The 14,906-nt window shown below is 41.3% G+C and carries 13 protein-coding genes; 10 read left to right on the top strand and 3 right to left on the bottom strand.

All coding sequences use genetic code 11. The annotated features are described in order from the left end of the window. The first annotated feature begins 168 nt into the window (after window positions 1–168). From WJR50_RS32020 to WJR50_RS32045, 6 genes are all read left to right on the top strand, one after another. The gene (locus WJR50_RS32020) at window positions 169–696 is read left to right on the top strand and encodes a GFO_1088 family ECF-type sigma factor (protein WP_341297419.1); all 528 of its coding nucleotides are present in this window, start codon (window positions 169–171) and stop codon (window positions 694–696) included. Continuing rightward, on the top strand, window positions 677–1,180 hold the full coding sequence (locus WJR50_RS32025; protein ID WP_341297420.1) for a PG0215 family putative anti-sigma factor: 504 nt from the start codon (window positions 677–679) through the stop codon (window positions 1,178–1,180). Before WJR50_RS32020 ends, WJR50_RS32025 begins: the two co-directional genes overlap by 20 nt. A 57-nt stretch (window positions 1,181–1,237) precedes the next feature. Then, window positions 1,238–1,771, top strand: coding sequence for a DUF4252 domain-containing protein (locus WJR50_RS32030; RefSeq protein ID WP_341297421.1), 534 nt, complete (start codon window positions 1,238–1,240; stop codon window positions 1,769–1,771). Window positions 1,772–1,848: 77 nt separating this feature from the next. Continuing rightward, window positions 1,849–2,382 (top strand): DUF4252 domain-containing protein, encoded by a 534-nt coding sequence (locus tag WJR50_RS32035; protein ID WP_341297422.1) that lies wholly within the window; start codon window positions 1,849–1,851, stop codon window positions 2,380–2,382. Between the two features lie 2 nt (window positions 2,383–2,384). After that, on the top strand, window positions 2,385–3,284 hold the full coding sequence (locus tag WJR50_RS32040; RefSeq protein WP_341297423.1) for an ABC transporter ATP-binding protein: 900 nt from the start codon (window positions 2,385–2,387) through the stop codon (window positions 3,282–3,284). Continuing rightward, on the top strand, window positions 3,277–4,089 hold the full coding sequence (locus tag WJR50_RS32045) for a DUF2705 family protein (RefSeq protein WP_341297424.1): 813 nt from the start codon (window positions 3,277–3,279) through the stop codon (window positions 4,087–4,089). Before WJR50_RS32040 ends, WJR50_RS32045 begins: the two co-directional genes overlap by 8 nt. An 86-nt stretch (window positions 4,090–4,175) precedes the next feature. On the opposite strand, the gene WJR50_RS32050 is transcribed toward WJR50_RS32045, so the two are convergent. Next, window positions 4,176–5,309, bottom strand: coding sequence for a sugar phosphate isomerase/epimerase family protein (locus tag WJR50_RS32050; RefSeq protein ID WP_341297425.1), 1,134 nt, complete (start codon window positions 5,307–5,309; stop codon window positions 4,176–4,178). A gap of 263 nt (window positions 5,310–5,572) precedes the next feature. Here WJR50_RS32050 and WJR50_RS32055 point away from each other — a divergent pair, with 263 nt between their 5' ends. Next, the gene (locus WJR50_RS32055; protein ID WP_341297426.1) at window positions 5,573–7,672 is read left to right on the top strand and encodes a tetratricopeptide repeat-containing sensor histidine kinase; all 2,100 of its coding nucleotides are present in this window, start codon (window positions 5,573–5,575) and stop codon (window positions 7,670–7,672) included. A 2-nt stretch (window positions 7,673–7,674) separates the two neighbouring features. Here WJR50_RS32055 and WJR50_RS34345 read toward each other — a convergent pair whose 3' ends face one another. Next, window positions 7,675–7,944, bottom strand: coding sequence for an amidohydrolase family protein (locus tag WJR50_RS34345; RefSeq protein WP_445223514.1), 270 nt, complete (start codon window positions 7,942–7,944; stop codon window positions 7,675–7,677). 425 nt (window positions 7,945–8,369) lie between these two features. Between WJR50_RS34345 and WJR50_RS32060 the strand changes: the two genes are divergently transcribed. From WJR50_RS32060 to WJR50_RS32070, 3 genes are all read left to right on the top strand, one after another. Further along, entirely contained in the window at window positions 8,370–9,497 is a 1,128-nt protein-coding gene (locus tag WJR50_RS32060) for a Gfo/Idh/MocA family protein (protein WP_341297427.1), read from the top strand. Between the two features lie 477 nt (window positions 9,498–9,974). After that, entirely contained in the window at window positions 9,975–10,400 is a 426-nt protein-coding gene (locus WJR50_RS32065; protein WP_341297428.1) for a hypothetical protein, read from the top strand. Between the two features lie 284 nt (window positions 10,401–10,684). Beyond that, window positions 10,685–12,280, top strand: a complete 1,596-nt coding sequence (locus tag WJR50_RS32070; protein WP_341297429.1) for an amidohydrolase family protein — start codon at window positions 10,685–10,687, stop codon at window positions 12,278–12,280. Between the two features lie 73 nt (window positions 12,281–12,353). Here the strand turns inward: WJR50_RS32070 and WJR50_RS32075 are convergent, their stop codons facing one another. Beyond that, the gene (locus WJR50_RS32075) at window positions 12,354–14,897 is read right to left on the bottom strand and encodes an ABC transporter permease (RefSeq protein WP_341297430.1); all 2,544 of its coding nucleotides are present in this window, start codon (window positions 14,895–14,897) and stop codon (window positions 12,354–12,356) included. Window positions 14,898–14,906: the final 9 nt, after the last annotated feature.

Consider the following 14,906-nt stretch of genomic DNA (forward strand, 5'->3'; position numbering starts at 1 on the left):
GGTGCTCTGGCAGAATTGCCAAATTGTAATTCAAAGATTAGCTTGAAACAAAAGCAAATTTTTAAACATGCTCTAAAGCATTTTTCTCCACGCATCAATTCTTCTCTCTTTTTCTGAAAAAAATTTTCATCTTCTCTGTAACTTTCCTTCTACTCGCTTGTCTTGCCCATGAATATGCTACTTGAAGAGTTTAAACATAGCGTCCTCCCTGTCAAAAATAAGCTTTACCGCTTTGCCCTGCGCTATCTGGGCAATGAGGATGAAGCCCAGGATGTAGTGCAGGAAGTACTCATCAAAGCCTGGGACCGGCGCGCAGACCTGCATCTCTACCGGAGTGTGGAAGCCTGGTGTATGAAACTTACCCGTAACATTTCACTCAATAAGCTGAAGTCCGGACACTACAGTAAAACAGAGGTACTGGAAGAGGAACTGACTTTTACCTATCAGTCTCAGTCACCTTACGAAAGTACTGAAACACAGGATGTGCTGAGCAACTTACAGCGATTTATGCAACAGCTACCACCCTTGCAAAAGCAGGTCTTGCAGTTGCGTGATGTAGAAGGCTACTCTTATGAGGAAATCAGCGAAGTCCTGAATGTCAGCCTGGGACAAGTCAAAATCAATTTATTCAGGGCTAGACAAAGTTTGAAAAAGAATCTGCAAAGCATCGATGCATATGGAATTACAAAAAATTGAACAACTGCTGGACAAGTACTGGGACGGAGATACCAGTCTGGAAGAAGAGCAGGTACTGCAAAATTTCTTCACAGAGGAAGAAGTACCTGAGCATCTACAAGGCGTGGCAACACTGTTCCGGAAATTCAAAACTGACCGTCAGTTCAAAACCCTGGATGATGATTTTGATGAAACTGTTATCCATACAATAGAGAAATCAAGTGCTAGCTGGAGCTTTAGAACACTTTTAAGAATTGCAGCCGCAGTGACCTTATTGTTGCTCTCTGTCTTTCTGGTAAAAGATTATACTACCGAACAGGCAGAAGAAAGGGCTGAAGCATCAGAAAAGATTGAAAACGTTTCTGAGGACCCAAAACTGGCTTATGAACAGACCAAGCAGGCACTTTTACTCATCTCAAGCATGATGAATGAGGGGACTCAACACCTGGAAAAATTAGAAAATTTTAGTGAAGCACAAGAAAAAGTTAAAGAAAACACATTATGAAATGGCCTGACACAAATTTTTGAAGGGCATTCCATTTTACCATTAAAAAACATTTAAATGAAAAAGCTTATCATAACCATCATCGCTATGCAACTGCTTGCCTTTGGTGTGCAGGCACAAAACTCAGCCATAGCCTCTCTGTTTGACAAATACGCTGATAATGAAGACTTTACCAAAGTAAGTATCAACAGCAAAATGTTTGACCTCTTTACCGAGTTTGAACCTGATGACCCTGACACCAAAGAAATGGCCAATGCCATAAGCAAACTCAAAGGACTGAAAATTTTGGCTGCGGATAGCGTTGGTAATGCACAGAAGTACTATAAGGAAGCCAAAGCCAGCATCCAGAAAAGTAATTTTGAAGAGTTGATGTCTATCCGCGACGGCAAAGACGATATGATCTTCATGATACAGGAAGAAGGCGGAAAGATCAGCGAACTGCTGATGCTGGTGGGGGGTGACTATAAATTTGTAGCTATGAGTCTCTTTGGTGAAATAGATCTCAAGCAAATCTCCAAGCTTTCCAAAGGCATGAAAATCAATGGCATGCAGTACCTAGAGAATATAGATGAAAAGAAAGGAAAGCAGTAAATGATTAATGGTAGGTATTTGACTAGTCAAATACCTACCATTAATCTTATGGATGCAACAACACAACCCAAACCAAGATGAAAGTTCTTTTGATGACAGCATTGACCCTAATTTTTTGTCTGGAAAGCCATGCCCAAAGTAAAACGGTTGCTCGCTTTTTAGAGAGCCATCCCCCCAGCACTTCGTTTTATTTTTACCCCAGTACGCTGCGCATGATCAACCGGGAGAATAATCCTGATTATCAGCGGCTGGTCCGCAATATTGAAAAACTCAGCTTCCTAACGTTTGAGAAGAAGAGCGCAAACCTTAGTAGTTCGGATTTTCAAAAACTTAAAGATGAATTAGCTTCTGAGAAGTTTGAAGAGCTATTTACTATGGATGATAAGGGAAACCATATTTATGTGTACGCTCTCGGTGATGATCCTGAAGCCTACATTTCAGTGGTGGAAAGTGACAGTTCACTCATGCTCTTTGACATGCAGGGCGCACCTCATCTGCCTTCCCTGATGAAGCTGATCCAAAGTGATTTCAATTTTGGAAAGGTGGCAGAATTGTCTGGCCAGTTTTTTAAAGATAAAGATCAGGAAGAGGTAAAAAATCAACCGAAATGAGCGTGAATAAGATATTATCCATACAGGATTTGCACAAACGCTACGGCAAAATACATGCGGTCAACGGACTTTCTCTGGAAGTAGAAGAAGGTTCGGTTTTCGGCATTTTAGGTCCTAACGGAAGTGGCAAATCTACGACTCTCGGTATCCTGCTGGATGTAGTTGCTAAAGACAGCGGCAGCTTCCAATGGTTTGGTCAGCCACCTTCTACTGAAGTACGCAAACAGATCGGAGCCATCCTGGAGACTCCCACTTTCTACCCTTACCTCTCAGCCGTTCAAAACCTGAAAGTCGTAGCCAAAATCAAAGACGTGGATTTTGGCAGAATTGAGGAGGTACTGAAAACCGTGGGACTGCTGGAACGCAAGGATGATCCTTTTAAGCATTATTCTTTGGGTATGAAACAGCGACTCGCCATTGCTTCTGCCCTACTCGCCGATCCCAAAGTAATGATCCTGGATGAACCTACCAATGGACTGGACCCACAGGGCATCGCTGAGATTCGTCAGCTGATCATAGAAATAGCCAGACGAGGAAAAACGATCATCCTTGCCAGCCACCTGCTGGATGAGGTGCAGAAAGTATGCTCTCATTTTGCGGTACTTAAAAAAGGCAGAAAAATCTATAGCGGTAGTGTGGCGGACGCGCTTCACGGCTCTGATACCGTAGAAGTAGCCGCTGCCGATATGGAGCAGTTACAACAGATTGCTGCTGAATTTCCTCATGTCAAAGGCATGGTACGGGAAAACGGTCATCTGAAATTGCAGTTGGATCAATCACAAAACAGCAGTGATCTCAATCGGTTTCTGGTGGAAAAAGGAATCATCCTCTCCCACCTTTCGCAGCAGACCAAAAGCCTGGAAAAACAATTTTTAGAACTCTTAGCCTCATCCGATGAATAGATTACTCACCATAGAATGGCTCAAGCTTAAGCACTATCGCCCGTTCTGGATTCTGACCGGCTTGTATTTTCTGGTGCTGGCACTGGTATGTTCCAGTGTGATGCTTTACCTGGAATACCTGGAAAGTCGCGGAGCCTCCTTTGAAGGCTTAAGCCCTGCGATGATTCCCTTTTACGACTTTTCTGACATTTGGCACAACATTACCTATCTGGCCACTTTCTTCAAGATCTTTCTGGGCTTCATCGTAGTCATTTCCATCTGTAATGAGTGGAGCTTTCGTACCATCCGGCAAAACATCATTGATGGTCTGGACAAATGGGAGTTTCTGGCTTCCAAACTGATCATCATTTTTCTGCTGGCGCTGGTCAATGTGCTTTTTGTGTTTGTAATGGGTATGATACTCGGCACCATCTACTCTCCCGTACAAGGGATAGACGTCGTTTTCCAGAATTTTGAGTTTGTACCTGCATACTTTCTGGATGTCTTTGCCTTTCTTACCTTTTCTTTGTTTGTAGGCATGCTCATCAAGAAAACGGGTTTTGCTATTGTATTGCTTGCGCTTTATGGATTATTCATTGAGCCAATTGGTGTCTTGATCCTTTCCAATGTGTATGAGCAATATTCTTTTTATGAATATTTACCGATAAGAGCGATAAATAAGCTCATTAGCTTTCCCTACATCAAATATGCTTTCCAGGAAGTGAAGGACTACCTGGTATGGCATGAAGTTTTACTGGTGCTGGCTTATTGCGTCCTCTTTGTTTTCCTGAGCTTCCGCATGCTCAAGACAAGAGATGTAGCGTAGCGCAGAGACTGGGGGTTAGAGATTAGGGATTGGTTTCTTGACAAAATCAATCCCTAACAGTTTAATCGTTCAGTCATTGATACACTTCAGGCTAAATCCTCCATTTTCACTTCAGGTATATCCTTCTGCGCTATATGCTTTAGAGGTTGATCACTTTTTCTGTTATACTGATAACCTTCATCCGTCAGAGGCCATAACATGGGGGCTAAAAACATAATGGTTGCCTGATAACCCTGTAAAGTAGCAGCCAGATTGCCTGTAGCTTTGGAAAGCGCCGCTTCATTTTCAATTTCAAAAGGTCCCTGAAAATCTTTTTCTTTCAATACATCTACAAAAGCCCTCCAGTCCATACTGTCAGAACCGCCAAAACCGGGCAGCATGGCTTCATAATTATGCCTGTCCCACTCATGATCAGGAAGTGGCACTCCCGCTTTTTCTGCTAAGGATTTGTCTACCTGCTGTACCGGATACATTCCGCCCCAGTGTATTTGCTTGGCGTTGATCAGATTACGGGTAGCTTTTACATGCACCCGCTTCACCCTTTGCATATCAGTGGCTTTGATCACCTCTACCGGATCAGTGTGCTGCCATACATCATGCGAAGGGTCATAAATTTCACCATGGGCTTTGCTGGGGATCATGGCATACATCAGTTTACGTGCAGCCAGAACTCCGGTCAGATTGTTATAAGTGCTGGTATATGCTGCTGAACGCCAGCCTTCCATCGGACAGTTTTCGTATATGACCGTTACCCCCAGGTCTTCTGCATACTTGATGATAGGCGTAAATACCTTTTGATAGCGATCCAGATTCTTTTGAAACCCATTTTCCTGATTGCCTAATTCATGATTGTATCCTACAAAAGTACCTACAGTAACATCATTTTCATCACCTCCCAGCAAATGTGCAATTCTGATGAGACGCAGTAAATGATTCTGGTTTTTTAGCTGCTGTTCAGTGTCTCCTCCAATACAGTTTTCAAAAGCCCCGACAGAAACTTTCAGGCCTGCTTCATTAAAGGCATCAATTACTTTTCTGGCTGATTCCATGTCAAAGCTTTCATAATCCAGATGAGTAGCCACATGATCAGTACGGGTACCATCTCGCCGGAAAACACAAAGATCCACACCCTGCGCACCTACTTGCTTTGCTTTTTGTATCACCTCTGAAAAGCTTAAACTATCCAAAGCAGAACTCATTACCCAAATCGGATTATTCATATGTACTATATTTTTGATTGATGAATATTAGTAAAACATACATTGTGCATAATAACACAAGAAAATCATCATTTCAAACTTTAATAAACCATCCAGAAAAGCGAAAACCAGAAAATGATAAAGCCATGCACCAAGAAAATTAAGTAAGATTCTATTCAAAATTTTATAAGAAAGAAGTCAAATGTTTTATAACTTGGAAAAGTTTTGATGAGCGTGTGGGCATAGGCATTCATAAATTTCCATAAAATTTTCATGTCCAAATCATGAAACGACTTATTCTTTTTTCCTTCTTTCTCCTGTTTTGCGGCTTCAGCTTATTTGCTCAGCAAATGGAAAAAATAAATAGTCTCGTTTCACAACTTGAACTATCTTCTGGTAAAGAAAAAATTAATTTGCTCAACCAGATCGGTTGGGAGTACCGACTATCTTATCCTGATAGCACTTTATCCTATTGCCAAAAAGCAATTGATTTTAGTAAACAGTTTAATACCCAGTATGGTATTGCTCAGGCAAAAAACTATATGGGTATTGCCTCAATATATCAGGGAAAGTTTTCAGAGTCATACATTTACCATAAACAGGCATTATTTGAAGCTAAAGCCACCAAAGACTCTGCTCAGATTGCCCATGCTTACAATAGTTTGGGAAGGCTTTTTTTCTCCCAGGGAGACCAGATTGAGTCCTATAAATTTTACCATAAGGCCCTTAAAATTTTTGAAAGCATAAATGACACTCAGGGAGCAGGTTATTGTTATAAAAGTCTGGCACAATTGTACTCACTTCGTAATGAGTATGAAAAGGCAGAAGAAATGCTTCAAAAAACGCTGATCATACGCAGAAATCTTCATGATAGCCGGGGTATGGTCTCTGTGTATGAAGAGCTTGCCAGTGTTTCACAAAAACAATCTGATTATTCACGAGCACATAATTATCTCCAACAAGCTAAGCAAATCAGCACTGCTGACGATGATCAAATCAGTGTAGCAGAAATTGATCTGAGCATGTCTAGCCTCTATCTTGAGCAGAACAAATATCAAAAGGCCCTCCTGACCAGCCTGGCAGCGCTAACAATTGCACAAAATGTAAACAATCAACAACTGTTGACCAATATCAACTTACTGCTTGGCAAAATTTATCTTCATAAAGGAAACCTATATACTGCACGTCAGCACCTGGAAAAAGTGATTGAGTCGGCTGAGCAAGCCAAACTTCTGGATGCCCTTACTGAAACTCACTACTATCTTGCTCAGGTTTATGAGCAATTAGAAGCTTATCAGAAGGCTCTTTTCTTTCATCGAAAATACATTAACTATAAAGATTCGCTCTTCAATGTAGAAAAAGCTAAAAACATGGAGCGAATGGAAACCCGCCTTCTGCTTAGTCAAAAAGAATACGAATATAATTTGCTAGAAGCATCTGCCGCCCAGCAAGAATTTACACTTAGACAAGAGCGTAGTAAAAATGTTGCCCAGAGCATTATTATCGTTCTCATTCTCACACTCTTATCTGTGGCAGTCATATTTTATAATCGCAGTAAGAATCAGAATAGATTACTGGAAATTCGTAAAAGCAAAATTGAACGGCAGCATAAAGAAATCAGCTTTCAGAATGAAAAAATAAGTGAACAGTATTTACAACTGGAAGCCCAGAACAAGAAGCTAAAGCAACTCAACCAGGAGAAAGACACCCTCATGAATATGGTGGCCCACGATCTGAAGTCACCTCTAAACCGTCTATCCGGTCTTTCAGACTTATTGTTATTACCTGGACAGGACCATGATGAACGTGAAAGATATGTCTCACTGATCAAAGAAACCTCACAGGAAGGAGTAAATCTGGTTAAGGACCTTTTGGATATGAATGCTTTTACCAATACTTTGGGTGTTAATTTTGCCGAAATCAACCTCAAGGTATTTCTGGATGAACAAGCTAAAACGCATCTGTCGGGTGCCAAATCCAAAAATATCAATCTGCAAGTTCATTGTGATACCAATATTATTTTCCGTTCAGATATCATATACCTTTCCCGGATATTGGATAACCTGCTTTCTAACGCTATCAAGTATTCTTTTACCAAAACCACAATTTTTATAGTTGGTGAGCAGGTTGATAGAGAGCATATCGTGATTAAGGTTAAAGATCAGGGGCCTGGCTTTAGTCCTGAGGATAAAAAACATCTTTATAAAAAGTTTACTAAGCTTAGTGCCCGACCTACCAGCGGAGAAAGTTCGCATGGATTAGGCCTGGCAATAGTAAAAACATTGGTAGACAAGATGCAGGGGAGTATTGAGTTAGAAAGTGAAACTGGAAAAGGTAGTCAGTTTATTCTTACTTTTCCTGCAAATGAGAAAGTGAATATTTAATGTTATTTACCTCCCTCATACTTGTAGTTAACTTTACCACTTGCTACCGTCATGAGTACCTTCACCTGTCTAATGTTTGCAGGCTTGATTTTTATATTATTTTGGTCAATCACTACCAGATCAGCAAGTTTACATGTTTCCAAAGTATTCTTAATATTCTCAATGAAGCAAAAGCAGTATTGATAGTATAAGCTTTTAACGCTTCTTCCATTTTTATTTTTTGCTCTGGTTTCAGGCTCAAGTGTCTTTGCAAAATCTATGATTTTGATAATGAAAACTTCTGGAGTAGCAGTGTCTCAGGTTTACTGATGGTAAACAAAAACCAAAAGTGATAATATACCGTGGGTGTCAATCTAACCAGGGGCCACAAATCCTTTTTTTAAATCAATAATGCTGGTACTATCTCCAAAATAGGCTTCGCCCTTAGCCTGATTCCCAGTAGCAAGAATGGTATCCTTGCTGATCACTTTTGCTCTGGCAGTAACAACAATTCAATCAAAAAATAGAGTATAAAATTATATAGATATAATTCACAAACATAGATTTTGGATACACTTTATACAACACATAGGCAGGGCTGTGCTATTAAACTCCACCATTTGTAGATTTTAAATTCTGATTCCTCTATATTTTAAAACTGACAACCAATTTTTTGGTTAAATACACTATTAAATGCCATAAAACCTTTACCCTCAGTATGAAGAGCCATAAAATCAGCCGTCGCAACTTCAACAAAACATTCACTGCCAGCTTAGGAGGAATTACCCTCTCTCCGCAACTGGCATTAAATAATTCATCTTTTTGGAAAGAGCAACAAAACAGAAAGCTTGGCATTGCCCTGGTAGGATTGGGAAGCTATAGTACTGGTCAGCTGGCACCAGCGCTTCAGGAGACCAAAAACTGTTATCTGGCTGGAATAGTAACCGGCACTCCTGCCAAAGAAAAAGTGTGGAAAGAGAAATATGACATTCCCGAAAAAAATATCTACAACTACGAAAATTTTGATAGCATTGCAGACAATGAAGATATAGACATTGTTTATGTTGTGCTTCCCAACGCTATGCATGCTGAATATACTATTCGGGCTGCTCAGGCAGGCAAACATGTCATCTGTGAAAAACCCATGGCAATCACATCCGAAGAATGTCAACAAATGATAGATGCCTGTAATAATGCTGATGTAAAATTGTCCATCGGATATCGTCTTCATTTTGAACCTCACAACCAGGAAGTTATGCGGCTGGGTCAAAACAAAGTGATGGGTGACATTAAATTTATTGATTGTGGTGCAGGATATATAATGGGAGATAACTGGGATCAATGGCGACTGAAAAAAGAACTTGCTGGAACAGGTGCGTTAGGTAATATGGGTGTATACGCTATTCAAGGTGCTCTCTACACTGTGGGAAAAAACCCTATTTACGTACGTGCCCAGGAATTTAAAACGATGCCTGAGAAGTTTAAAGAGGTTGATGAGACAGTTACTTTTCAATTTGAGTTTCCCAGCGGAACAGTAGCCAACTTACAAACAAGTCATAATGCAAGCACCAACCGATTGTACGCCTCCTGCAAAAACGGATGGTTTGAGCTTAACCCTTTTTCACCTTATGGAGGTATCAAAGGCAGTAGCAGCAATGGCCCCATTGAATACCGACAAGTAAATCAACAGGCCTTACAGATGGATGACTTTGCGGATTGTATTTTGAATAATAGAAAAACTCCTGTCCCCGGTGAGATGGGCATGCGAGATGTGCAGATCATTGAGGGAATTCTCCAATCTATTGATACTGGTGAGAAAGTGATGCTTAACAACTTGGCTTATTAATGAACCAACTGAAAAACTAATTGGATGAGTGCAGTAATAGTAAGGATCAGGACTGATGATGTCGTCAGACTTTCACCTACATTTTGAGGAAAAGCTCAGCATTTTGGCACAACTGTTAGTAACTGTGAAATATTTTATACTTTTTTTTGAAAATTTATTACAGGCTAAAAGCTAAGTTGTTCAGTATAAATCATTTAAATAGAGAATATCATTTTTTAAAAATGAGAGAATAAAATACCCTTTATTTTAAAGTTACTGTAAAGGTAGTTGCAGTATGATATAAAAATACCAACAATTATGTATGTACACTAACATACTCATGATTTCAAAAAGGTTAATATTCGGGGTAAATGATAACAATCTGCCTGATTTTCAAGTAGTTTAAGTAAAGTAAGTGTTGCATATTTCAATATATTTTTCTCTAAATTTGGGACATCACTTAACCAACAGTAATGTTTGACTAAAATCCGTTTTACAATGGCTAAAACCACAAAGACCACAAACTCTACTACAGCGAAGAAAGAGTCAGCTCCTAAGAAGGGCCCTGTTTCTGCTAAAAGTACTGACGCTCCTAAAAAGGCCGCTCCTGTTAAGAAAGCAGCACCAGCTAAAAAGGCAGCACCCAAGAAAGCAACTGCTAAATCTGATCCTGCATTGAAACTTGAAAAAGCCTGCAAAGATGCAGCTGCTAAATTCCAATCCTTAGATGGTGAAAAATACAAAGAAATTCAGGAGAAGCTTGAATGGTGTATAGGAAGCTATAACTATGACAAAAATCCTGAAGGTTTAGTACAATATGGAAGCCAGGCTTCAAATCTGCTAAAAGAAGCGAGAAAAGAAAATCCTAAGAAAGTTTCTAAGAAACTAGTGGATGATCTTGATAAAGCTTTATCAGGCTTCTAATCCCTACATTTTGTCTGATTAAAAGATAGACTCCATTGTACATTTATATCCCCCCAAATCAATTTCACTAATTTTCACCACCATAGTGAGCTTGTTGCTCGGGAGTTCTGCCCGATAACCAACATAAATATTGTGTAGATGGTTAGCTTCTTTTGATTACCAGAACTAAATGTTATAAAATCTAAGTAAGAGCTACTCAATGGAGTAGCTCTTTTTTTATCCCACTTGTATATTTTTACTTTTTGGAGTATCATCGTAGCTTACCTAAACCTAGCCAAAATCCGATGACATCCAGACTTTTACTCTGTTTTTTATTTCTGCTTTACTCAACCATTTTACTGGCGCAAGTAGAAGTACCACGTGCTCCTGAAAGAACGGAGGGCGAGGGTTCGTTTGAGCAGTTGATCATTCGTGGGGCTACCCTGATCAATGGAGCAGGCTCGCCGCCTATTGGCCCGGTAGATGTAGTGGTGGAAAATAACCGCATCACTTCCATCAAAACTGTTGGTTACCCCGGGGTTGAGATTGATGAAAGCAAACGCCCTAAAGCTATTGAAGGTGCCAAAGAAATAGATGCCAGCGGCATGTACTTACTTCCAGGATTCATTGACATGCACGGTCACATCGGAGGCCTTGGGCAGGGCACTCCTGCTGAGTATGTATTTAAGCTATGGATGGCTCATGGCATTACGACCATACGTGATCCTTCCTGCGGTAACGGATTGGAATGGGTACTGGATCAGAAAACAAAAAGCGATAACAACCAGATCACTGCTCCCCGCATAGAGGCCTATTCTTACTTTGGTCAGGGATTGGAGAATGGAGTAAACTCACCGGAACAAGCCCGGACCTGGGTACAATCTATCGCTGAAGAAGGTGCGGATGGTATCAAGTTTTTTGGAGCCCGTCCCGACATTATGGAAGCTGCTTTGGATGAAGCTAAAAAATTTGATTTGCGATCTGCCTGCCATCATGCGCAACTCAATGTAGCCTGGCTCAATGTACTCAATACCGCCCGCATGGGTCTGACCAGTATGGAGCACTGGTATGGCTTACCCGAAGCTCTTTTTACCGATCGTACCATTCAAAACTATCCGGCGGATTACAACTACCAGAATGAGCAACATCGTTTTGGCGAAGCCGGTAAGCTTTGGGAACAGGCTGCTGAGCCTTATTCCGATAAATGGAATGCAGTAATGAATGAACTGATTGCACTGGATTTCACCATTGACCCTACCTTCAATATTTATGAAGCCAACCGTGACCTCATGCGTGCTCGTACTGCTGAGTGGCATCAGGATTATACGCTGCCATCACTCTGGGATTTCTTTAAGCCTAGCCGTATCTCACATGGCTCTCACTGGCATGATTGGGGTACCGAAGAGGAAGTCAACTGGAAGAAAAATTATGAACTTTGGATGACTTTTGTCAACGAATACAAAAATCGTGGTGGGAGAGTAACCACTGGTTCCGACTCAGGTTTTATCTACCAGACTTATGGATTCGCATACATCCGTGAACTTGAATTACTTAGAGAAGCAGGCTTTCATCCATTGGAAGTAATTAGAGCAGCTACACTTAAAGGAGCTGAAGCTTTGGGTAGGGCGGACGAATTAGGCTCTATAGAAGTAGGTAAGCTCGCTGACATGATTCTGGTAGAAGAAAACCCGCTTGCCAACCTGAAAGTGCTTTACGGAACAGGTGCCGTAAAACTGAATGACAGCAATGAAGTACAGCGTGTAGGTGGTGTAAAATATACAATAAAAGATGGGGTAGTGTATGATGCCAAAAAACTACTTGCTGATGTAAAAGCGATTGTGGATGAAGCCAAAGAGAAAGAAGGAATTACTGAACTTGCCCAACCTGGTGCAGGCGAATAAATCAAATTCAGCAAAAAAGAAAAGTGGGATACTTACTACTCCCACTTTTCATCAACTCAAATTCTGTATTTCTTTAAACTTCTTTCCGCAAAACCTCCAGAGGAGGGTTGTTGACAATCTCCCTGCTGTTTGAAAGTCCGATCAGTACTGTCAATCCGGTGATGATAAAATAAGTGAGTACCACTGGAAGTATCGTAGGTGAGAATGGAGTTTCAAAGCTGAACTGTGCCAGCACCCAACTGGCAATCAGCGCAATGATCACTCCGGTAAACGTAGCCAGACTGCCCAGGAAGAAATATTCCAGCGCATTAATATTCAGTATTTGTCGGCGACTTGCGCCAATCGTTCTGAGCAGCACACTCTCCTGTATACGTTGAAACTTACTGATAATCACCGAACCTATTAGCACGATAATTCCCGTGATGATACTGAAAAAGGCCATAAAGCGAATTACAAATGACACCTTACTCACAATTTCATCAATGGTCTTTAAGATTAATTGCAGATCTATGACCGAAACATTGGGATACTCCTTCACTACGGCTTGCTGATAGGTCGCTGCCTTTTGATTGGACTCCACCCGGGTGATCAGTACATGAAATTTAGGAGCCTGTTCCAAAACGCCTGTTGGGAAAACTACCAGAAAGTTTGTCTGTACACGCTGCCAGTCTACTTCCCGGATACTGCCCACATAAGTTTCAATAATTGCACCCTGCACATTGAAAGTCACTTTATCTCCAATATCTACTTCCATATCTTCAGCAATGTCATCCTCCAATGAAACCCATACCGTATCCTGAGGAGAATCTACACTTCCCCTCCATTTACCTTTAGTAATGGTTTCTGATTCGGTAAGACTATCCCGATAGGTCACCCGGTATTCACGATTCAACACCCAGCCCCGAATGTGCTGAGAAGTATCTTCTCTGATCTCTGGTACTGTCATACCTTTGATGGCGTGCATACGCATGGAAACTATAGGGACTCTTTGTAAAATTGGCAGATCATAAGATTGGGTAAGTTCTACCAGAGATTCTTCCTGATCATCCTGAATATCAAAAAGTACCATATTAGGCTGATCATCTTTAGCAGTAAGCTCAACCTTCTCCAGCAAAAGATTTTGCACGAAGAATAGCGTACTGATCAGCGCAGTTCCCAATCCAATCGTTACAATCAAAATCAAAGTCTGATTATTAGGGCGATAGAGATTTGACAGACTTTGCCGCCATACATAATGCCAGGTAGATGGAAAGTACTTTTTCACCGCCCACATCATCAGCTTGGCGATTCCCCCCAGGAGTAAAAATGCCACTACCACACCAAGCGTAAAAAGTGCAGCTTCTTCCCATTCTCCCAATTGGAAATAGGAGAAGATACCCACAAACACAACGACCAAGCCTATAATGATTAATTGCAATGGATCACTACCTTCGCTTTCTTCATGGGATGCACGGATGGTACGCAGTGGTGAAATTTTTCGTATGGAAATCAGTGGTAACAGCGCAAATAGTATGGAAATGATCAGCCCTATCAGCACGCCCTGAATAATAGCTGGCCAGGAAATGCTAAGGTTCACTTCTACTGGTAAGAGCCCGGCAAATATCTCAGGTAGAACGAATTGTATACTTGCTCCCAAAGCTGCTCCGAGGATAGACCCCAGTAGCCCCATGATAATAATTTGCGTAAGGTAAATACCAAATCCATATTTACCCTTTCCTCCAAGACATCTCAGAATGGCTACTGAAAGCAGCTTTTCACGCACATAAATATGTACCGCACTGGCCACGCCAATACATCCCAACAAAAGCGCTACAAATGCTACCAGGTTTAAGAATCCGGTCAGATTCTCGTAGGTTTCACCTATCTCTTCTTTGCGTTCTTCTACATCATCAAAGCGGAGGTCTGCTTTGTCCAGAAACGGCTCTATGGTTTCATTCAGCAGTGCAGTAACATCCGTGCCCTCAGGAAATTTTAGGTACAGCTTATAATTCAGCCTGCTGCCTTTCTGCAACAAGCCGGTTTCTTCCAGGTATTCCATAGGAATGTAAACCGGAGGCGCCACAGTAGCAGTGATTCCGGGTTGTCCGGGCACCTTGTTGATTCTTCCTTCCAGCAAGAAAGTAAGCTCTCCAACTTTGATAGAATCTCCGGGTTCAGCATTATATTGAAGCATCAGGGTGTTATCCGCCAGAGCTTTGAGTTGTCCACGGAATTCTCTGCTGGCAGAGAGTGGCTCGGTTTCTATATCTCCATAATAAGGATATTCTCCTTCCAAAGCTCTTACCTGAACTAAGCGGGTACCGTCATTCTTAGGAAAAAGCACCATAGAAGCAAAGCTCACTTCTCGGGATTGTTCCGCTCTTAAAGAATCAAAAAACTGAACGGTTGAGTCAGGAATGGGTTGGCGACTTTCTACCACCAGATCAGCACCCAAAAGAGCTTTGGCTTCACCTTCAATATCCTGCTGGAGATTGTCGCTAAATGAATTGATCGCTACCAGGGCAGCGATTCCCAAGACGATACTGCTAATGAAAAGCAGTAACCTTGAGCGATTTTTGCGGCTATCCCGCCATGCCATTTTAAGTATCCAGGAGAAACTGGGCTTTTGCTCACTCATAATAGGGTT

This window comes from Catalinimonas locisalis, assembly GCF_038039535.1.
Lineage (GTDB): Bacteria > Bacteroidota > Bacteroidia > Cytophagales > Cyclobacteriaceae > Catalinimonas.